Source organism: Methylobacterium sp. DB0501 (assembly GCF_011043735.1).
Lineage (GTDB): Bacteria > Pseudomonadota > Alphaproteobacteria > Rhizobiales > Beijerinckiaceae > Methylobacterium > Methylobacterium alsaeris.
Genome location: NZ_JAAKGV010000007.1, coordinates 133484 through 151199, shown reverse-complemented (window position 1 = coordinate 151199; position 17716 = coordinate 133484). Strand labels below are relative to the sequence as shown.

The 17716-nt window shown below is 73.1% G+C and carries 22 protein-coding genes; 12 read left to right on the top strand and 10 right to left on the bottom strand.

Features of this window, described 5'->3' with window-relative positions:
• Positions 1-4 precede the first annotated feature (4 nt).
• Positions 5-820 carry a protein-L-isoaspartate O-methyltransferase gene (locus tag G4G93_RS12265; protein WP_165084580.1) on the bottom strand — a complete coding sequence of 272 codons (816 nt, stop codon included), beginning with the start codon at positions 818-820 and terminating at the stop codon, positions 5-7.
• A gap of 292 nt (positions 821-1112) precedes the next feature.
• Between G4G93_RS12265 and G4G93_RS12260 the strand changes: the two genes are divergently transcribed.
• Complete coding sequence (locus G4G93_RS12260) at positions 1113-1904, top strand: DUF2189 domain-containing protein (protein WP_165084578.1); 792 nt, start codon at positions 1113-1115, stop codon at positions 1902-1904.
• A gap of 24 nt (positions 1905-1928) precedes the next feature.
• Here G4G93_RS12260 and G4G93_RS12255 read toward each other — a convergent pair whose 3' ends face one another.
• On the bottom strand, positions 1929-3146 hold the full coding sequence (locus G4G93_RS12255; RefSeq protein WP_206289734.1) for a serine hydrolase: 1218 nt from the start codon (positions 3144-3146) through the stop codon (positions 1929-1931).
• Between the two features lie 13 nt (positions 3147-3159).
• Entirely contained in the window at positions 3160-3708 is a 549-nt protein-coding gene (locus tag G4G93_RS12250) for a GNAT family N-acetyltransferase (protein ID WP_165084576.1), read from the bottom strand.
• A gap of 172 nt (positions 3709-3880) precedes the next feature.
• On the opposite strand from G4G93_RS12250, the gene G4G93_RS12245 reads away from it, so the two are divergent.
• Both G4G93_RS12245 and G4G93_RS12240 read left to right on the top strand, forming a co-directional pair.
• On the top strand, positions 3881-4831 hold the full coding sequence (locus tag G4G93_RS12245; protein ID WP_165084574.1) for a nitronate monooxygenase family protein: 951 nt from the start codon (positions 3881-3883) through the stop codon (positions 4829-4831).
• 166 nt (positions 4832-4997) lie between these two features.
• Entirely contained in the window at positions 4998-5687 is a 690-nt protein-coding gene (locus G4G93_RS12240) for a response regulator transcription factor (RefSeq protein ID WP_165084572.1), read from the top strand.
• Here G4G93_RS12240 and G4G93_RS12235 read toward each other — a convergent pair.
• The 3 genes from G4G93_RS12235 to G4G93_RS12225 form a co-directional block, all read right to left on the bottom strand.
• The gene (locus G4G93_RS12235; protein ID WP_165084307.1) at positions 5663-5848 is read right to left on the bottom strand and encodes a hypothetical protein; all 186 of its coding nucleotides are present in this window, start codon (positions 5846-5848) and stop codon (positions 5663-5665) included. The two genes, G4G93_RS12240 and G4G93_RS12235, sit on opposite strands and share 25 nt — an antisense overlap.
• A gap of 282 nt (positions 5849-6130) precedes the next feature.
• Complete coding sequence (locus tag G4G93_RS12230) at positions 6131-6487, bottom strand: hypothetical protein (RefSeq protein ID WP_165084570.1); 357 nt, start codon at positions 6485-6487, stop codon at positions 6131-6133.
• 172 nt (positions 6488-6659) lie between these two features.
• Positions 6660-6962 (bottom strand): hypothetical protein, encoded by a 303-nt coding sequence (locus G4G93_RS12225; RefSeq protein ID WP_165084568.1) that lies wholly within the window; start codon positions 6960-6962, stop codon positions 6660-6662.
• 341 nt (positions 6963-7303) lie between these two features.
• On the opposite strand from G4G93_RS12225, the gene G4G93_RS12220 reads away from it, so the two are divergent.
• Entirely contained in the window at positions 7304-7600 is a 297-nt protein-coding gene (locus G4G93_RS12220; RefSeq protein WP_165084566.1) for a hypothetical protein, read from the top strand.
• 22 nt (positions 7601-7622) lie between these two features.
• Here G4G93_RS12220 and G4G93_RS12215 read toward each other — a convergent pair whose 3' ends face one another.
• Positions 7623-8207, bottom strand: coding sequence for an XRE family transcriptional regulator (locus G4G93_RS12215; protein ID WP_165084564.1), 585 nt, complete (start codon positions 8205-8207; stop codon positions 7623-7625).
• Positions 8208-8430: 223 nt separating this feature from the next.
• Between G4G93_RS12215 and G4G93_RS12210 the strand changes: the two genes are divergently transcribed.
• Entirely contained in the window at positions 8431-9327 is an 897-nt protein-coding gene (locus tag G4G93_RS12210; protein WP_312891918.1) for a hypothetical protein, read from the top strand.
• Positions 9328-9486: 159 nt separating this feature from the next.
• On the opposite strand, the gene G4G93_RS12205 is transcribed toward G4G93_RS12210, so the two are convergent.
• Positions 9487-11022: a Do family serine endopeptidase gene (locus tag G4G93_RS12205; protein ID WP_165084560.1), complete on the bottom strand. Its 1536-nt coding sequence runs from the start codon at positions 11020-11022 to the stop codon at positions 9487-9489.
• A 241-nt stretch (positions 11023-11263) separates the two neighbouring features.
• On the opposite strand from G4G93_RS12205, the gene G4G93_RS12200 reads away from it, so the two are divergent.
• The 3 genes from G4G93_RS12200 (at position 11264) to G4G93_RS12190 (ending at position 12410) form a co-directional block, all read left to right on the top strand.
• Positions 11264-11434, top strand: a complete 171-nt coding sequence (locus G4G93_RS12200; protein WP_165084558.1) for a hypothetical protein — start codon at positions 11264-11266, stop codon at positions 11432-11434.
• 9 nt (positions 11435-11443) lie between these two features.
• The gene (locus tag G4G93_RS12195) at positions 11444-11941 is read left to right on the top strand and encodes a peptide deformylase (protein WP_165084556.1); all 498 of its coding nucleotides are present in this window, start codon (positions 11444-11446) and stop codon (positions 11939-11941) included.
• Between the two features lie 184 nt (positions 11942-12125).
• Complete coding sequence (locus G4G93_RS12190; protein ID WP_165084554.1) at positions 12126-12410, top strand: hypothetical protein; 285 nt, start codon at positions 12126-12128, stop codon at positions 12408-12410.
• 112 nt (positions 12411-12522) lie between these two features.
• Here G4G93_RS12190 and G4G93_RS12185 read toward each other — a convergent pair whose 3' ends face one another.
• Positions 12523-13509, bottom strand: coding sequence for a DMT family transporter (locus G4G93_RS12185; RefSeq protein WP_165084552.1), 987 nt, complete (start codon positions 13507-13509; stop codon positions 12523-12525).
• Positions 13510-13704: 195 nt separating this feature from the next.
• On the opposite strand from G4G93_RS12185, the gene G4G93_RS12180 reads away from it, so the two are divergent.
• Positions 13705-14292 (top strand): TetR/AcrR family transcriptional regulator, encoded by a 588-nt coding sequence (locus G4G93_RS12180; RefSeq protein ID WP_165084550.1) that lies wholly within the window; start codon positions 13705-13707, stop codon positions 14290-14292.
• A gap of 20 nt (positions 14293-14312) precedes the next feature.
• On the opposite strand, the gene G4G93_RS12175 is transcribed toward G4G93_RS12180, so the two are convergent.
• Positions 14313-15257 carry a hypothetical protein gene (locus G4G93_RS12175; RefSeq protein WP_395413828.1) on the bottom strand — a complete coding sequence of 315 codons (945 nt, stop codon included), beginning with the start codon at positions 15255-15257 and terminating at the stop codon, positions 14313-14315.
• 295 nt (positions 15258-15552) lie between these two features.
• On the opposite strand from G4G93_RS12175, the gene G4G93_RS12170 reads away from it, so the two are divergent.
• The 3 genes from G4G93_RS12170 to G4G93_RS12160 are packed head-to-tail and all read left to right on the top strand — an operon-like array spanning position 15553 to position 17624.
• On the top strand, positions 15553-16158 hold the full coding sequence (locus G4G93_RS12170) for a LemA family protein (RefSeq protein WP_165084548.1): 606 nt from the start codon (positions 15553-15555) through the stop codon (positions 16156-16158).
• Positions 16159-16176: 18 nt separating this feature from the next.
• Positions 16177-16986: a YgcG family protein gene (locus G4G93_RS12165; protein WP_165084546.1), complete on the top strand. Its 810-nt coding sequence runs from the start codon at positions 16177-16179 to the stop codon at positions 16984-16986.
• The gene (locus tag G4G93_RS12160) at positions 16986-17624 is read left to right on the top strand and encodes a TPM domain-containing protein (RefSeq protein WP_165084544.1); all 639 of its coding nucleotides are present in this window, start codon (positions 16986-16988) and stop codon (positions 17622-17624) included. Before G4G93_RS12165 ends, G4G93_RS12160 begins: the two co-directional genes overlap by 1 nt.
• Positions 17625-17716: the final 92 nt, after the last annotated feature.

Sequence of the window (17716 nt, the reverse complement as noted above, 5' to 3'; positions counted from 1 at the left end):
GCCCTCACGCCAGCCACCAGCCCTCCCCGGCCACGAAGGCCCCCGCCCCCGGCCTCCCGTCCCGGTGGAGCCGGCTGACCCCGTGCCAGTCCCGGTCGCGAAACGCCTCCGTCAGGCGGGCCGCCTCGTCCGGCCGGCGGGCGCCCGCGCAGGGCACGAAGCTCACCGGGGCCAGGACCCTTGCCGGCCAGGCCGCCGCACCGTCCCGGGGCCGGGTCGCCAGCAGCATCCCGCCGCCGCGCCGGCCGGTGAGCGGCACCAGCAGGCGGCCGCCGGGGCGCAGCGCGTCGAGCCAGAGCGGCAGCGGCGCCGTCGCGCCGGCCGCCACCGTGACGAGGTCGGCCCGCGGCAGCGGGCCTTCCGCCCCGGAGCGCCCGTGGACGGTCACGCCAGGATAGGCCGACAAGGCCGCGCGGGCGGTCGCCGCGAGGTCCGGCTCGATCTCGAAGGCATCGACCCGGCCCGCGGGCCCGACCAGCTCGGCCAGGATCGCCGTGTAGTAGCCGCCCCCCGCGCCCACCTGCACCACCCGCTCGCCGGGCCGCACCCGCGCCGCCGCCAGGCCGAGGGCGTGCAGGCTCGGCTCGCCGTTGTTGAGGCCGGATTCGGGGCGCAGGGACACCAGCACGTCGCGGTAGAGCCCGGCGGGCTCCGTCACCGGCCCGGATCCGTCCTCGCCGAAGACCGTCCAGGGGCCCGGGCCGCAATAGGCCTCCCGCGGCACCGTCGCGAAGGCGCGCAGGAGCGCCGGGTCGTCGCTGCCGGCCCGGGCCATGATGCGGGCCGCGTAGGCGGCGCGGGTCTGCGTCAGGTCGGTCATCGATCCGCCTCGCCTCCCCCGATACCGGGCGAACGGGCCCGGCCCGGTCCGGTTCCGGCCTCGCGCGCCGTCGCGCGATCGTGCGCGCTCGCCCCTTGGCGGGCGGGCCGGCTCCGCGTTACCTTCGCGGCGTGCGGCGGGAATCCCCCGCCCGGTGCGAGTATCCAGGTTTGATGCGACCGATCTGTCCGGCGCCCGTGCGGGCCGGACCGGGCGCCTGAGGACCGCCGACAGACGGCCCGAACGCGGCCCGGCCTTCCCGTCGCGGGTGCCTCCCCCCGGAGGAGACGCCATGACGAGTTCGCCCACCTTTGCCCACGGCTTTACCGCCGCCCACCCCGCCGTGCGGCGGATCGGCATCCAGGATCTCAAGGCCGCCCTGTCGCGCGGCGTCGACGACTTCCTGGCAATGCCGACCCACGTGCTGTTCGTGGTGCTGATCTACCCGATCGCCGGCGTGATCATCGCGGCGGCGACCTTCGAGCAGAACCTGATCCCGATCCTGTTCCCGCTGGCCGCCGGCTTCGCGCTGATCGGCCCCTTCGCCGCGCTCGGCCTCTACGAGATGAGCCGGCGCCGGGAATGGGGCCTGCCCGCGACCCTGGCGGATGCCTACTCCCCCTTGCACGGCCGCCCGGCCAAGGCGGTGCTGGCGGTCGGCATGGTGCTGGCGCTGATCTTCCTCGCCTGGCTCTGCGCCGCCATGGGGCTGTACTGGGCGCTCTACGGCGGGGTAACCGAGCCCTCGCTGCTGGCCTTCGTCGACGACGTGCTGACCACGCCTCGCGGCTGGATGCTGATCGTCGCCGGCAACCTCGTCGGCGCGGCCTTCTCGCTCCTGGCGCTCGCGGTCAGCGCCGTCTCGATCCCGCTCATCATCGACAAGGACGCGGATGCCGGGACGGCGATCGAGACCTCGCTGGCGCTCATGCGCGAGAATCCCGGCCCGATGCTCGCCTGGGGCGCCATCGTGGCCGGAATGCTCGTCCTCGGCATGGTGTCGCTGTTCGTCGGCCTCGCGGTGGTGCTGCCGGTGCTCGGCCATGCCACCTGGCACCTCTACCGCCGGGCGGTGGCGGCGTAAGGCCTCCTCAATCAAGGGCGGCGATCACGCCGTCATCGCCGCGTAGGTCAGCACCCGCAGCTCGCGCCGGATCGGCCAGGTCGAGGACGGCATGAGCTGCGTCAGCATGATAACGAACAGGTCCTCGGCGGGGTCGATCCAGAACGCCGTCGAGGCCGCCCCGCCCCAGGCGACCTCGCCCGGGGTGCCGAGGATCTGGGCCTTGGCCGGATCGAGCATCACCGAGAAGCCGAGGCCGAAGCCGATGCCGCTGTAGCTCGATTCCGAGAAGCGCGGCTGGCCCATGTCGGCGAGGTCGCCGCGCAGGTGGTTGGCGGTCATCAGTGCGACGGTCTTGCGGCCGAGCAGCCGCACGCCGTCGAGCGCCCCGTCGCCCAGGACGAAGCGGCAGAACCGGGCATAGTCGGCGGCCGTCGAGACGAGGCCGCCGCCGCCGGAGGGCGCGGTGCGGGGCCGGGCGTAGCGGCCCTCGCGGGCATCGTCGATCAGGGTCAGCCGGCCGCCCTCGCCGAGCGCGTAGTTCGAGGCGAAGCGGGCGATCTTGTCAGCCGGGACGTGGAAATCGGTATCGACCATGCCCAGCGGCCGGATGATCCGCTCGCGCAGGAAGTCGTCGAAGGGTTGTCCCGAGATCACCGCCACGAGATGGCCGAGCACGTCGGTGGCGATGCTGTAGTTCCACTCCGCCCCCGGCTGGGCCAGCAGCGGCTGGCGCGCGGCCCGTGCGACGATCTCGGCGAGCGTGGTCTCGGCGGTCTGGAAGTCGACGCCCTCCTCCCGATACATCCGGTCGACCAGCGTCGCGTCCATGAAGCCGTAGGTCAGCCCCGAGGTGTGGGTGAGGAGATCGCGAAACGTGATGTCGCGCTCCGCCGGCACCGTCTCGGGCTTGCCGCGGCTGCCGCCGACCAGCACCCGCATGTTCCGGAAGTCCGGCAGGAAGCGGGTGATGGGATCGTCGAGCTGGAACCGGCCCTCCTCGTACAGCATCAGGATCGCCACCGAGGTCAGCGGCTTCGTCATCGAGTAGATGCGCACGATGGTGTCGGCCTCCATCGGCAGGCCCCGGGCGATGTCGCGCAGGCCCTCCTGGCGGGAGAACACCACCTGGCCGCGCCGGGCCACGGTCACCGACAGGCCCGGCAGCTTGCCGGCCTCGACGTAGCCCCGCATCCACGGGACGATCCGCTCCAGCCGCTCCGACGAGAGGCCGACCGCCTCCGGGGTTCCGATCTCAAGCAGCACGCCGCGTCTCCTAGTGGTGGGAGTGGGTGGATTCTAACGCGTGATGCGGACGGGTGGAATCGTCGGCGAGGACGAGCTCCATCAGCACCTCGTCGTGGTAACGCCCCCCGATCTTCAGCGCCCGGCGCTCGCGGCCGTAGGCGCGGAAGCCGAGCCTCTCGTAGAGCCGCAACGCGGCGCCGTTCCCGGCCTCGACCGTCAGCCGCAGGGCCTCGACCCGCGGGCGGGCCTCGTCCACGAGCCGGTTCAGGAGGGCGGCCCCCAGGCCGAGGCCCCGCGCCGCGGGGCGGAGATAGACCGCGACCACGTCGCCCTTGTGCCGCAGCTTCGCACCCTCGTTCAGCACCAGGGTGACGGCGCCGGCGAGCGCCCCGTCCCGGAACGCGCCGAGGGTGATCCCCTGCTCCAGCCGCTGCCCGAACCAGTCCGGCCCGTGCCCGGCCACGTCCTCGAACGCCGTGCCGAAGGATTCGGGGTGCCGCTCCAGCGCCTCCAGGCGCAAGGCGCGGTAGGCCGGGCCGTCGGCGGCGCCCAGGCGGCGGATCTCGAAGGCGTGCATGGGCGGCACCGGGCCCCAGGGCGCGGCTCCCGTCAAGGCCCCTCGCGAAGGCCGCTTGTGAAGGCCCCTCGCGCGGGCGTGCTTGCAACGCCCGTTGACCTCACCCGGCGCCCGGTGCGATGCGGGAGCCCAACGATACCGCTCAAATGCGATCCCGGGAGCCACGCCGCCGATGTCCCTGCCCGACAGCCTCCGCCACGCCCTCGCCCTGCCGGTGATCGCCTCGCCGATGTTCATCGTCTCGGGGCCGGAACTGGTCATCGCCCAGTGCGTCAACGGCATCGTCGGCTCGTTCCCGGCGCTCAACGCCCGGCCCAAGGAAGCCCTCGACGAGTGGCTGACCCGGATCGACGCGGCGCTTAGCCAGGCGAAGGCCGCGGATCCCGGCCGGATCGTCGCCCCCTACGCCGTCAACCAGATCGTCCACGCCTCGAACGACCGGCTCGAGCACGACCTCATGGTCTGCGGCAAGCACCGGGTCCCGATCATCATCACGTCGCTGCGGGCGCCCGACGCCGTGGTCTCGGCGGTGCACGGCTGGGGCGGCCTCGTCTTCCACGACGTGACCACGGTGCGCCACGCCGAGAAGGCGCTGGAGGCCGGCGTCGACGGCCTGATCCTGGTCTGCGCCGGGGCCGGGGGGCATGCCGGCACGCTCTCGCCCTTCGCGCTGGTGAGCGAGGTGCGCCGATTCTATGACGGGCCGCTGATCCTGTCGGGCGCGATCACCACCGGCGATGCGATCCTCGCCACCCAGGCGATGGGCGCCGACCTCGCCTATATGGGCACCCGCTTCATCGCCACGCAGGAGGCCAACGCCGCGCCGGCCTACAAGGAGATGATCATCGGGACGAAGGCGGCCGACGTGATGTACACCCCCTACTTCACCGGCGTGCCGGGCAACTACCTCAAGCCCAGCGTCACCGCCGCCGGCCTCGACCCCAACGCGCTGCCGGAGGTCGACAAGACCAAGATGAATTTCGGCTCGGGGACCACCAAGGCCTGGCGCGACATCTGGGGTGCCGGCCAGGGCGTCGGCACCATCGACGACGCGCCGGCCGCCGCCGTGGTGATCGACCGTCTGAAGGCGGAATACGCGGCGGCCCGGGCCAGGCTGGGGTAGGGATGCGAAATCCGACCGGTTGCGCCGGCGATCCCGTCGGACCGCTGTCGCGATGCGGATGTCGGCGTCTCTCCGGCGTGCGGCGCAAAGCTCCGCCGGCACGAGATGGTGAGACGCCGCTCCTGGCCGATCCTCCCGTTCCCGGGCGCAGCGGAGGGAAGCGAACGTGAGCAACGAACCCCGCATCCTGGTGATCGACGACGAGCCGCCGATCCGCAAGCTCCTGCGGGTGGGCCTCGGCAGCCAGGGCTACGACGTGGCCGAGGCCCAGAACGGCCGCACCGCCCTCGACCTCCTGGAGCGGGAGGCCTTCGCGCTGGCCATCCTCGATCTCGGCCTGCCCGACATCGCCGGCCACGCGCTGCTAGCGCAGATCCGCGCCCGCCGGCCCGACCTGCCGGTGATCGTACTGTCGAGCCGCGACGACGAGGTCGGCAAGGTCGAGGCCCTCGATCTCGGGGCGGACGACTACGTCACCAAGCCGTTCGGCATGAACGAGCTTCTGGCCCGGATGCGCACGGCGCTCCGCCACCAGCTCGCGGTGGGAGGCGAGCGGCCGGTCTTCCGGGCCGGCGAGCTCTCGGTGGATCTCGTGCGCCGCATCGTCCGGGTGGGCGAGCGCGAGGTGAAGCTCTCGCCGAAGGAATACGACGTGCTGCGCCTGCTGGTGCACCATGCCGGCAAGGTGCTCACCCACGCCCACCTGCTGCGCGAGGTCTGGGGCACGGCCGCCGACCCGCAATATCTCCGGGTCTACGTGCGCCAGCTGCGCCAGAAGCTCGAGCCGGAGCCCGAGCGCCCGCGCTACATCCTGACCGAGACCGGGGTCGGCTACCGGATGCGGGCGCCGGATTGAGGCGGCGCCTCGGCCGGCCCGGGCCGCGCCTCCGGCGCGCGCCGCACCCAGGCGTCGAGGGCCCAGCCGATGCCGCGGCCGGCGGCGGCGACGAAGACCAGCGATCCGGCGAGGTGGAGGAAGAGCGGCGCGTTCGACGCGGCAGGCAGCGGGACGGGCAAGGCGGCGGGCTCCTGGTCGGGCGAGGCGGTCTCTCGGGGGATTCGTCCGGCGGACAGAAGACCGCCAGGCCCCGCCGGGCCGCCAGTGCTCCCGTGCCACAGGGCCCCGGGCCCGTGCGGTCCGCCCGAGAGGGCGGGGGCGGCGGGACCGCCGGTGTGGCGGCGGCGCCTCATACCGCCGCGCCGTCGAACGGATGCGTTCGACGGCGCGGCTGAGCCCGCAAGGTCTCTTGCCTCCTTGCGGCGGCGCCGATGCGCCGCGGGAGCGGGGAAGCCCGCGAATCAGCGCGCCGCGGCGACGGCGTGGGAGCGGGTCGCGTGCGACCACGGCGTGAGCGTTGCCGCCAGGATGGCGCAGCAGCGGATCGGCAGCGGGCAATCCGCTCCGGCGCCGCGGTGGCAGAGCCGGCGGGCGGGGGCGGGCCGGCCGGCCTCCCCGGCCAGGACGGCGAGCAGCCGCTCTTCCTGGTGGTATTCGAGGCCGAGGGATACCCGCATGCCGCGCAGGACGTTCCGCTCGGTCTCGGTCGGATGCCCGTCGCGCTCGCGGGTCTCGATCAATGATGCCTGCCGGACCGCCCGGTCGCAGGTCGCACCGATATTGGACTGGACTTGGGTCAGCAGCATCCGCACGTCCATCGGTCCCCCTCGCATTGTCGCATTCGCGGATCTGTGGCCGTCCGCGCTCGCTTCAACGTGATCCAGGTCGGTGCGGCTGGGGAGAGGGATGACGGTTAGGTGGCAGTGCGGGCGGCCTCCGGTGTGGCGGGGGTGCAACCCCCCGCCCCGGGCCGGGGGGGCCGATCCCGGGTCAGCGGCGGCCGTGCAGCCGGGCATGCGCGGTCGGCCGGCCCTCGACCGACGGGGCCGGGACCGAGGCGGTCCGTGCGGCGGCGGCCTCGGCCGCGGCAGCCGCCGCAGCCCTGGCCTCCTGCTGCTCGTGGTCGACCGCCATGAAGCGGAACATGTCCCACTTCGTGGTGCCCTCGCTGAACATGCCCGAGGGGGCCTTGTAGCTGTAGATCTCCTTTGCCGACTGGGCTTGCGCGGACCGGATCGGGGCCGCGGCGGCGAGCAGGGCCGCCCCGGCGAGGAGCAGGGTCGTCTTCGTCATCGTCGATCTCGTCGGTTGGTGCGGTCGCCCGTGAAGGTGGGGCGCCGATCGCCGTCGGACCTAAGTCGTACGGGATGCTATCCACGTGCGCTTGCGCACATGACAGACCGCCGATTGCCGAGATGACGGATTAAAGACTGTTTGCCGACTTCATTTTTACATCGTTCCGCAAAATTTTTATCTTTGTTAGATGATTGGAGCGCAAAAATATTCCAAATCCTCCCGTCCTTGCACGGGGCGGCGCGAAAACCGACCGCCGCGGGCCCGGCGCCCCACAAAAAGCCATGCTCGGCTGTCTCCATGGACCTGCACGATTCGCAAGGGTGCGAGAGACCGGTACGATGATGCAGATTGCCGCCTTCCTGGTGTTCCTCGCCATGGGCGTGACCAACCTCCTGGCGGTGCAGGCCGGGTTGACCGCAGCGCTCGGCGTGCCAGTCCTGGTCGCCCTGGCGGTCGCGGTGCCGGTCTTCTACTTCCGCTTCGTCGGCTCGGCGGCGGGCATCGTCGGGGCGATCGTCGGCTGGCAGATGTCGGTGCCGCTGGCGGTGCTGCTGTTCTGCTGGCCAGTCCTGATCTACGGCTTCCTGCGCGGCGGCGCCGAGGCCCGGACCTTCCTCGCCCGGCGCGCGGCCTGATCTTCGGCGCCGCCTCACGCTTTCAGCGCTGCCGCACCACGGCGACGAGGTAGCGGCACGGGCGGTCGCTGCGGTTGGCGAAGGCGCAATCGGCGGGGGCGCCGAGCGCCAGGCAGTCGCCGGCCTCCAGCACGTGGATCGCCTCGCCCTCCCGGAAGGTCAGGGTGCCGTCGAGCATCCAGACCATCTGTCGCAGGAAGGCGTAGGAGGCCGCCGGATAGGCGATCTCGGCGCCGGCCGGCAATTCCACCTCGGTCAGGTCGAGGGGGTGCTCGGTGAGGTGCGGCGAGAGTTGCGGAGACACCTGGCGCCGGCGGTAACCCGTCGCCGGATCGACCCAAACCGGCTGCGCGGCGGCGCGTCGGACCTGGCCGGTCTCGCCCTCGGCCCGCGCCAGCAGGGTCGAGAGGGTCAGCCCGAAGGCCCCCGAGAGCCGGCCGAGCAGGACCGCCGTCGGGCTCGCCTCGGCGCGTTCGACCTTGCTGATCATCGCCTTCGACACGCCGGAGCGGGCCGCGAGGTCGCCGAGCGACCAGCCCCGCGCCTCGCGCTCGAGCCTGAGCCGGCGCGCGAGGCCGTCGGTGGGGTCGGGCGCGGGCATCGTCATGAGGCCCACCATAGGGCATCCGGACAGCCTGGGCACCCGTCCCGAGGTCCTTGCCGGGGCCTCGGCCGTGTCGTAGCGGCATGACGCAAGGGTCTGGCGCAAGGTCATACACCGGCCGTCCCCAGGTATTTTCATCTAAGTCTTTGCCGCGGATGCACTTTCCGCAAAAATGGCGGCATACTGGCCGAATCGCGCGGGGATGCGCGCAACGGGGCGGTGGCGCGTGCGGAACGGCAGCGGACGATGGGGGCTCGGCCTGGCGGCGCTCGCGGCCGTGGCGATCCCGTTCGCCGTGATCGCGGCCCTCGATCCGCGCATCGGCCTGCTGCGCCCGCGGCCGGCGGGCGAAGCAGGCCGGGAATCGGCTCAAGGCGCCGACCGGGCACCGGCCGAGATGCCGGCCCGCCTGCCCGACCGCGCGGCCGAGGCGCCGGCCCCCGGGCGCCCCTGTCCGGTCTGCGCCGCCCCCGCCGTCATCGGCGTCGTGCCGCCGCTCGTCTCGGCCCCGATCCGGGGCACGCTCCCGGATTCGGAGATCCAGATTCCCGACGTCTCGGCAGAGCGCGCCGCCCGGCGCGAGCGGCTGATCGGCTGGACCGCCCATCCCGACCGGGTCTCGGGCTCGGCCGCGCATCTCGACCTGGTCGGCCTCGTCTACACCGCGCCGCGGGAGGCCGGCGCCGGCTACCGGGCGCTGGCGATCGATCTCGCCGGCGCGCCCGACCGCGCCGTGGTGGTGGTGACCGAGCAGCCCGTGACCCTCGCCCTGACCAGCATCCCGCCCGACCGGGCCGGGGCCCTGGGCGTCGAATCGAGCGCCGCCTTCGACCTCGCGCAAGGGCGGCCCGGGCTGCTCGCCGGCTTCCGCGCCCTGCCCTACGGCGCCGCCGAGGTCGCGCCGGTGCTCGACCCCGTGCGGTCCGGGCCCGAGACCCTGCGCGACTTCTGCGCCGCCTTGCGGCTCTGGGCGGTGCAGTACGGCCTGCCGCCCGGGCGCACCCGCTACACCCTGATCGAGAACCCGACCCGGATCGCCCTCGCCGGCGAGGCCGTGCAGACCGACGGCACCGCCCGCGGCCGGGTTTCCGGTCGGCGGCTCGCGCGGCTGTGCCGGGTGTGAGGGCGTCGAACCAAGGCACGCGACCGTATATGCGATGAGCGCCCCTGTCCCGGACGACCGGAGCGTCAGCGGAAGGAGATCCGGGATCACCGACCCTGTCGTCGGACACCAGAACGCCGGCCCCTCGCGGGGCCGGCGCATCATGTCATGCTCGAAGGATCAGCCGTTCTTCGTCTGCAGGCCGATCGCCACGAAGCGGGTGCCCTTGTCGTTCTTGATCCGCATCAGCACCGCCTTGCGGCCCTCGGTCTCCGCGGCGCGGATGCGACCGGCGACGTCGGACAAGTTCGAGACCGGCTGGCCGCCGACGTCGAGGATGACGTCGCCCTCCTGGATGCCCTTGGCCGCCGCCGGACCGTCCGGATCGACGGCCACCACCGCGACGCCCTCCTGGCCGGCGCCGACCTGCCCCGCCGGGGCGAGGCTCAGGCCCAGACGCGGCTGGCTGTCGCCGCGGCTGCCATTGTCGTTGGCGCTCGCCACCTTGGTGTCGTTCGGCAGCGTGCCGAGGGTCACCTGGGCGTTCTCGGTCTTCCCGCTCCGGACATAGGTGAGGTCCACCTTGGTGCCGGGCTTCAGCGAGGCGATCTTGCGGGACAGCTCGCGGGCATCGGTCACCGGCTCGCCGTTCACCGCCTGGACGATGTCGCCGGCCTTCAGCCCCGCCTTGGCGGCGGGCGTGCCGTCCTGGGCGCTGTTCACCAGGGCGCCCTTGGCCTTGTCGAGGCCGAGGCTGTCGGCGATGTCCTTCGTCACCGGCTGGATCTGGAGGCCGAGATAGCCGCGGGCGACCTTGCCGTCGGCGCGCAGCTGGTCGACCACCGCCTGCACCGTCTCGGACGGGATCGCGAAGGCGAGGCCCACGTTGCCGCCGGACGGCGAGGCGATCGCGGTGTTCACGCCCACCACCTCGCCCTTGACGTCGAAGGTCGGCCCGCCGGAATTGCCCTTGTTGATCGGCGCGTCGATCTGCAGGAAGTCGTCGTAGGGGCCGGCGCCGATGTCGCGGCCGCGGGCCGAGACGATGCCGGCGGTGACCGTGCCGCCGAGGCCGAACGGATTACCGATCGCCACCACCCAGTCGCCGACCTGCGGCGCGCCGTGGGAGAGCTTCACGTAGGGGAACGGCGCGCCGTCGGTGACCTTGAGCAGGGCGAGGTCGGTCTTCGGGTCGGTGCCGATGATCTTGGCCGGCAGGGTGCGGCCGTCATCGAGGGTGACCTCGACCGACTTGGCGTTGTTCACCACGTGGTTGTTGGTCACCACGTAGCCGTCGGGCGAGATGAAGAAGCCCGATCCTTGCGCCGCGCCGCCGCCGTGGCGCTGCGGGCGCGCCATGCCGCCACCCATACCCCCCCCCGGGCCGCCCTCGCCGAAGCGGCGGAAGAAGTCGCGCAGCTGCGGCGGCACGTTCTGGAGATTCTGGCCGCCGCCGTCCTCGTCGGCCGAGGCGTCGTCCTTCAGCTTCACCTTCACCGAGACCACGCCCGGCTTCACCCGGTTGACGATCGGCGCGAAGCTGCCCGGCGGGTGCTCGGTCGTGGTGATCGGGGTCTGCGGCAGGGCCTGGGCGTAGGCCGGGGTGCTGGGGGGCAGGAAGGCGGTGCCCAGCGCCCCGGTGGCCACAAGGGTGACGGCCGCCACGGAAGCGAGGGCCTTGCGGTGGAAGCGTGAGGTCTCGGTGGTCTGGGACATCGGGTTTCTCTTAGGCTCCGTCTCACGAGGGCCGCGCCGGCGGCCGTTCGATGGAGCCATTATGGCCGGCGGCCCTGACCGGCCCGTGGCGCGAAGGTTACGGTTTGGTCAGGCGCCCGGCCCCGGGGGCCGTCGGAACCCTTTCGCCGGAACGTCAGCCGCGGATCCGGGCTTGCAGGTCCGGGCTTGACGAAGAGCCCTCCTCTGCCGCCACGCTCGCAGCCACCCGGAAGGAGCCCCCATGGACGTCGCCGTCTCCGTCATCTCCCTGCTGCTGGTGCTGGTGCTGATCGCCCGGGGCGTGCCGGGCCGCAACCTGCTGGTCGTGCTCGCGGTGGCGCTCGCCGTGGTGATCCTGGTCGTCGGGATCGAGCGGGCCGGCCTGTGGCCCGCCGCCTTCCACACCCGCTGAAGGCACCGGATGCCCGCCCGCTCCCTGGTGCTCTACCCCGACCCGCGCCTGCGCCAGCCCGCACCCGCGGTCGCCGCCTTCGACGCCGCCCTGCGGACCTTCGCCGGCGACCTCGCGGAGACGCTCGTGTCGGTCTCGGCGCTGGGCCTCACCGGCCCGCATGTCGGCGCGCCGGTGAGGCTGACGATCATCCGGACGACGCTCGACCTCGCGCCGCGCACCTACGTCAACCCGGAACTGGTCTGGGCCTCGCCCGAGACCGCCCGCCACCGCGAGGGCAGCGTCTCGATGCCGGGCGTCGACGAGGAGGTCGAGCGCCCGGCCCGGGTGCGGGTGCGCTTCCACGACCTCGACGGCACGGCGCACGAGGTGGAAGAGGACGGCTTTGCCGCCGCCTGCCTGCAGCACGAGATCGACCAGCTCGACGGGGTGTTCTGGATCGAGCGGCTGTCGCGCCTCAAGCGCGAACGGGTACTCAAGCGCTACGCCAAGCTGCGGCGCGGCTGAGCGTGCGACGGCACCACGGCCGCCAGGAACACGGCTGCCAGGAACACGGCCGCCAGGAAGCCTTAACCGGCCCGGCCGCAGGGTGGTCCGCCCTGCCGCACCGGAACGGCGGGCCCAGCCTGGCCGTTGTCTCGGCAATCAGGCCGCCCCCGGCGGTCCTCCACCCCTCTCGGAAAGGATGCCGATGCGCGCCCTCCGGACCCTCCTGATCCCGGCCGCCCTGCTGGCCACCACCGTCGCCGCCTCCGCCCAGCCGGGCCCGGCCTACCGCTACGGCCCGCGCGACATCGACGCCACCGGCACCGTCGGCGGCCGTGCCCCGTGGTCCGCGCCCTGGGTGTACGATACCGGCGGCGACAACGACCGCCGCCCCGAACTGCCCGCCTACCAGCAGGGCGGCGGGCAGCAGACCGGCGGTCCGGCCCGCAACCTGCTGCCGGATGACGGGCTCCACATCTTCCCGCGCTGAGCCGGAGGCGGACCGGTCCGGATCGGCGGCGAGCCTGGCTGCCCCGGGCCGGCGACGCGATGTGCGTGCCGCGCCAGCGATCGAGGGCGTTGCGGCGAAGCCCGTCGGCACGTCACGACCCGGAGCGGTCGGAGCCTTGGCTGGGAGAGGTCTCGCCTGGAGGAAGTCTCGCCTGGGAGGAGCAGGTCCTGGCGTGCCGACGCGCATCGACCCGGACCCGGACGGCTCCGGCCCGGTGCGGCGGCATGAGGAGGACGGCTCCGACGCCGAGGGTCGACAGGCCGAGACCGAGGACCGAGAGCGGCGCCGGGACCTCGCCGAGCAGGACGAAACCCTCCACCATGGCCACCGCCGGTACCAGGGCGGCGAAGCAGGCGCCCATCGGCGCCCCCAGCAGGAGGACGGCCTTGCTGTAGCAGAACAACGCGACCACCGACACGAGCGCGCCCTGGTACAGCGCCTGGCCCACGAGACCGGGCCAGGGATGATGCAGGAAGGCGAAGCCCCGGACGACCAGGTACGGCACCCCGTAGGCGATCATCGAGGTGGCCGACACGACCGCCGTCGCCACCCAAGCATCGAGCCCCGACCTCTTCGCCGTCACGGTGTAGGTCGCCCAGAGCGCCCCTCCTGCCACGAACAGCCCCAAAGCCGGCACGTCGCCGGGATGGCCGCCGGTCAGGGCCCAGGCGGCGACCGCGCTGCCGGTGCAGGTCGCCGCGATGCCGGCGAGCTGCCAGCGGCCCGGGCGGTCTCCCAGGATCCAGATCCCGAGGCCGGTGGAGAACAGCACCATGCTCGCCGGGGTGAGCACCGCGAACAGCGCCACCGGTGCCCGGGTCAGGCCGCCCGACACGACGAGGATGTAGGGCGCGCCGATCCCCAGGGTGAGCAGGCCGGCCAGCCGCCAGCCGGGCCACCGGGCACGGAACAGGACCGGGACGGTCAGGAAGGCGGCGACGGCGAACCGGACGAAGGTCACGTCGTAGAGATCGAGTCCGGACGCGGTCACGCCGAACCGGGTGACCACCGGAAAGCCACCCCAGATCAAGGCGGCGCCCAGGCCGTAGAGCAAGCCGGCGATGCGGTCCGACGTCATGCCACCACCCCTTCCCTGATCGAGTCGGACCGACGGGCATCCCCTTGCGCAAGGCCGCCGACAGCGCCGCGGCCGGGACGCCGGTGCGTTCCCGGCACCGGCATCGCCCTCGCGCCCGACGGTGCGCATGCTATGTTCGACAGTGATGTCAAGTTTGACATCGATGTCAAGAATGAAGTGCGCAGGTCGTGAAAGATGGTCGGCATCCGGCAGTTCGACGAGCAGGCGGTCCTCGAACGGGCGCTCGAGCTGTTCTGGCGGCTGGGGCCGGCCGCGACCTCCATGCCCGCCCTCGCCCAGGCGACGGGCGTGCAGCGCGGCTCGCTCTACAACGCCTACCGTGACAAGGAGACCCTGTTCCTCAAGGTGTTCGATCTCTACGCGGCCCGCTTCCTGGACGCGGTCCGGGACGGCATGAACGGCGACAGCGCGCAGGGCGTGCTCGACCGCTTCTTCGATGCCGCGATCGCCACCATGACGGCGGGATCGCCCTCGCGCGGATGCCTGACGACCAAGACGGTCAATGACGGCAGCCTGTCCGAGCCGAGCATCCGCGCGCGCGTGCAGCGGCTGATCCGGGATCTCGAGACCCTGATCGGCGATGCGCTGACACCGTTCGCAGGCGACCTGACGCTGTCCGTGGCGGAAACGGCGAACCTCGCGGTGGCCTTCACCCGTGGTCTGGCGGTGATGGAGCGCATCCACGGCGATCCGCCGCAGCTGCGTGCGACGGCCTCGGCCTTCGTGCGCTCGGTCACGCGTCCCGAGTTCCGGTCGTCATAGAGCCGGTCGTGCCGCATGCTCTACGCCGAACCGGTATCCGCTTCGTCGGACGATGATCCAGGCCCAAGCGTCGCTGGCCCAAGCGTCGCTGGCCCGAGCGTCGCTGGCCCGAGCGTCGCTGGCCCGAGCGTCGGCGGGTCGGTGCGTCCGGACCGTCGCGCGCTCGCCCGCTCGCCGGCTTCCGCCGCGCATTTGTCGGCGTGGATCGCCCGGTTGACCACCTGGAGGTTCGGCAGGCCCCAGTAGCGGAGGAGCTCGGGCCAGGGCCGCGCCCGCTCCTCGCGCCAGATCCGGTAGAGCGGCACCCGGTGGTCGACCTCGGCGGTCTTCAGCAGGCGCTTGCCGGACTGGGCGCAGCGGTGGCCCTGGCGGCGCTTGAGCGCCTTCACATGGTCGGCCGGCGCGATCCAGAACTTCCAGGCCGCGACGCAGGCGGCATGCCACGCGGCGTTGCGGTTCGGCGCACCCGCCCCCCACAGGTCGCGGTGCCAGCCGAAGCGATAGACCGGCTGGCCGCAGATGCAGCAATGCCCTTTCCCCAAGGCGTGCGGCGCCTCGCGGAACGGCGCCGGCGGCACCCGGAAGCTGAACGGCAGGCCCTTCTCCGACAGATCCTCCCCCGCGGGGTCGGGACGCCGTGTGCCGGGCGTCCAGGTGCCCAAGCGCCAGGCCCAGCCCTCGGGCTGGCCGGATTTCACGGCGAGCGCCCGCGCCAGCCGGTCGGCCCGCAGGATGTGGTGGCGCCAGTAGCCCTCGACGGCGAGCCGCGGCGTCGGCGGCACCAGGGGCCGCGACAGGGCGTAGCGGAGCACCGAGGTCGGGAAGAGTGCCGGCAGGGACTTTTCCAGCCGCGCCCGGGCGGCGGCGTTGCGCGTCTCCCGCCATTGCGAGGCCGCCGAGGGCGGTCTACCCGCCGGCGCGGTCCCGGGCGACGCCAGGGCCGGAAGCCGCTCCGCCAGGGTCATCTTGACCGTCTTCGCCTTGGCCGTCTTCGGCTTGGGTGACGTCGTCCCGGCTGCCGCCGTCCCTGCCTTGGCCGCTCGCTTCGCCATGCCGGTCCCGAATCGGCCCGGAGCGGCCGCGGCCAGGGCATAACGCCGGAGCGCCGCCGCACCAACCGGCGGCGGGCCCCGCGGACGCGCCCAGGCCCGGCCGCATCGCCCGCCCCGCTGGTCCGCGGCGGAATGCCGCCTATGTGACGACGGCACCGCTCGCGGCGCCGGACGGCGCCGCCCCGACCCCAGGAGCCTCGCCGCCGCCATGACCGCTTCCCTGATCGGCCGCCTGCGGCTCGCCGTGCTGGCCCTCACCCTCGCCACCACCCTCTCGGCCTGCGACGCCGTCAACCGGGTGCCGACCCTGGAGGAGGCCGCCAAGTCGCGCTGGGGCGAGGTGCAGAACCAGTACCAGCGCCGCGCCGACCTGATCCCCAACCTCGTCGAGACCGTGAAGGGCTACGCCCAGCAGGAGAAGGACGTGCTGGTGCAGGTGACGGAGGCCCGCGCCAAGGCGACGTCCGTCAAGGTCGATGCCTCGACGGTGAGCGACCCGCAGAAGTTCCGCGAGTTCCAGGACGCCCAGAACCAGCTCTCCGGCGCGCTCGGCCGGCTCCTCGTCACCGTCGAGCGCTATCCCGACCTGAAGTCGAATGCCAACTTCCTCGCCCTGCAATCGCAGCTCGAGGGCACCGAGAACCGCATCGCGGTGGCCCGGCGCGACTACATCCAGGCGGTGCAGGCCTACAACACCGAGATCCGCACCATCCCGGGCCGCTGGATCGCCTCCACCCTCTACCCGGAGGCGAAGCCCATGGAGGCCTTCACCGCCACCCCCGATGCCAGCCGCCCGCCGAACGTGAAGTTCTAGCACCCGGTGCTCGGCACGATGCGCAAGGCCCCGGGCGCCGCCCTCCTCGTCCTGGTCCTGTGGGCCGGACTCCTCTGGACGGGGGCGGCGGCCGCCCTCGACCTGCCGCCGCTCACCGGCCGGGTGGTCGACGGGGCCGGCCTGCTGCGGCCCGAGGAGCGGGCGGCGCTGTCCGCGACGCTGAAGGCCCACGAGGACAAGACCACCGACCAGGTCGTGGTCGCCACCGTGCCCTCGCTCCAGGGCACCTCGGTCGAGGATTTTTCGAACCGCCTGTTCCGCGCCTGGGGCCTCGGCACCAGGGCGAAGAACAACGGCGTGCTGCTCCTCGTCGCCCCCACCGAGCGCAAGGTGCGGATCGAGGTCGGGTACGGCCTCGAAGGCGCGCTGACCGACGCCCTGACCAAGGTGATCATCGCGAGCGCGGTGGGGCCGAAGTTCAAGGCCGGGGACTTTCCCGGCGGTATCCGGGCAGGGGTCGACGGCATCCTCGGGATCCTGTCCGGGGATGCCGCCGAGTGGCAGCGCCGGGCGGAGGTGCGCGAGGATTCCGCGGGCGGCCTCGACCCGATCCTGGTGGTGATCCTGCTCGTGGTGATCGGCTTCGTGCTGATGCGGCTCCTCGCCGGAGGCCGCGGCGGTCCCGGCCGGCCGCATCGCCGCCCGGGCGGCGGCTGGATCGTCGTGCCGGGCCCCTCGGGCGGGGGCTTCGGCGGGGGCATGGGCGGAGGCATGGGAGGCGGGGGAATGGGCGGCGGCTTCGGCGATGGCGGCTTCTCGGGCGGGGGCGGCTCGTCGGGTGGCGGCGGCGCCTCGGGAGAGTGGTGATGCCGAAAGCGGTGAACCCCGGCCTCCTGAGCGAGGCGGAGCGCGCCCGCATCGCGGCGGCGGTGGCGGCGGCCGAGCGCGGCACGGCGGGCGAGATCGTCGTGATGGTGGCGGCCCGCTCGGGCGCCTATCGCAGCCTGCCCCCGGCCCTGGCGCTGGCGGGCGCGCTTCTGGTGCCCTGGCCGCTGATCCTGCTCACCGGGCTCTCCGCCACCCGGATCTTCCTGGCCCAGCTGGTCGTCGCCCTGGCGCTGCTGCTGGGCCTCGCGGCGAGCCCGTGCCTGGCCCGCCTGCCGCGCGCCCTGCCCCGCTTCCTCCGCCGCGCCCGCGCCCGCGCCGCCGCCCAGCACGAGTTCCGGACCCGCGGCCTGTCCCGCACCCGCGGGCGAACCGGCATCCTGATCTACGTCGCCCTGGCCGAGCGCTACGCCGACGTGGTCGCCGATACCGGTATCGGCACCGCCCCCGAGGCCTGGCAGGCGGTGCTCGCCGATCTCGTGGCGGCCTTGCGCCGCGACGCCCTGGCGGACGGGCTGGTCCGGGCGGTGGAGGCCACGGGCACGATCCTGGCCGAGGCCGCCCCGCCCCGCCCCGGCGACACCGACGAGTTACCGAACCGGGTGATCGTGACCGAGTAGGCGGGCCGCCCGTCGACGACCTCGGAAGTCGTCGACGGGCGGCCGCACCTCCGTCCATTCTCCTCCCGCTCCCTGGAGGCCGGACGATCCGA

What these genes read in the sequence shown, in the direction of transcription:
- G4G93_RS12225 (WP_165084568.1), bottom strand. Translation starts at nt 6,962, where the DNA reads ATGACGAAGACGACCCTGCTCCTCGCCGGGGCGGCCCTGCTCGCCGCC.
- G4G93_RS12185 (WP_165084552.1), bottom strand. Translation starts at nt 13,509, where the DNA reads ATGACGTCGGACCGCATCGCCGGCTTGCTCTACGGCCTGGGCGCCGCC.
- G4G93_RS12220 (WP_165084566.1), top strand. Translation starts at nt 7,304, where the DNA reads ATGATGCAGATTGCCGCCTTCCTGGTGTTCCTCGCCATGGGCGTGACC.
- G4G93_RS12205 (WP_165084560.1), bottom strand. Translation starts at nt 11,022, where the DNA reads ATGTCCCAGACCACCGAGACCTCACGCTTCCACCGCAAGGCCCTCGCT.
- G4G93_RS12160 (WP_165084544.1), top strand. Translation starts at nt 16,986, where the DNA reads ATGCCGAAAGCGGTGAACCCCGGCCTCCTGAGCGAGGCGGAGCGCGCC.
- G4G93_RS12175 (WP_395413828.1), bottom strand. Translation starts at nt 15,257, where the DNA reads ATGACCCTGGCGGAGCGGCTTCCGGCCCTGGCGTCGCCCGGGACCGCG.
- G4G93_RS12180 (WP_165084550.1), top strand. Translation starts at nt 13,705, where the DNA reads ATGGTCGGCATCCGGCAGTTCGACGAGCAGGCGGTCCTCGAACGGGCG.
- G4G93_RS12245 (WP_165084574.1), top strand. Translation starts at nt 3,881, where the DNA reads ATGTCCCTGCCCGACAGCCTCCGCCACGCCCTCGCCCTGCCGGTGATC.
- G4G93_RS12200 (WP_165084558.1), top strand. Translation starts at nt 11,264, where the DNA reads ATGGACGTCGCCGTCTCCGTCATCTCCCTGCTGCTGGTGCTGGTGCTG.
- G4G93_RS12215 (WP_165084564.1), bottom strand. Translation starts at nt 8,207, where the DNA reads ATGACGATGCCCGCGCCCGACCCCACCGACGGCCTCGCGCGCCGGCTC.
- G4G93_RS12195 (WP_165084556.1), top strand. Translation starts at nt 11,444, where the DNA reads ATGCCCGCCCGCTCCCTGGTGCTCTACCCCGACCCGCGCCTGCGCCAG.
- G4G93_RS12265 (WP_165084580.1), bottom strand. Translation starts at nt 820, where the DNA reads ATGACCGACCTGACGCAGACCCGCGCCGCCTACGCGGCCCGCATCATG.
- G4G93_RS12190 (WP_165084554.1), top strand. Translation starts at nt 12,126, where the DNA reads ATGCGCGCCCTCCGGACCCTCCTGATCCCGGCCGCCCTGCTGGCCACC.
- G4G93_RS12250 (WP_165084576.1), bottom strand. Translation starts at nt 3,708, where the DNA reads ATGCACGCCTTCGAGATCCGCCGCCTGGGCGCCGCCGACGGCCCGGCC.
- G4G93_RS12260 (WP_165084578.1), top strand. Translation starts at nt 1,113, where the DNA reads ATGACGAGTTCGCCCACCTTTGCCCACGGCTTTACCGCCGCCCACCCC.
- G4G93_RS12165 (WP_165084546.1), top strand. Translation starts at nt 16,177, where the DNA reads ATGCGCAAGGCCCCGGGCGCCGCCCTCCTCGTCCTGGTCCTGTGGGCC.
- G4G93_RS12230 (WP_165084570.1), bottom strand. Translation starts at nt 6,487, where the DNA reads ATGGACGTGCGGATGCTGCTGACCCAAGTCCAGTCCAATATCGGTGCG.
- G4G93_RS12170 (WP_165084548.1), top strand. Translation starts at nt 15,553, where the DNA reads ATGACCGCTTCCCTGATCGGCCGCCTGCGGCTCGCCGTGCTGGCCCTC.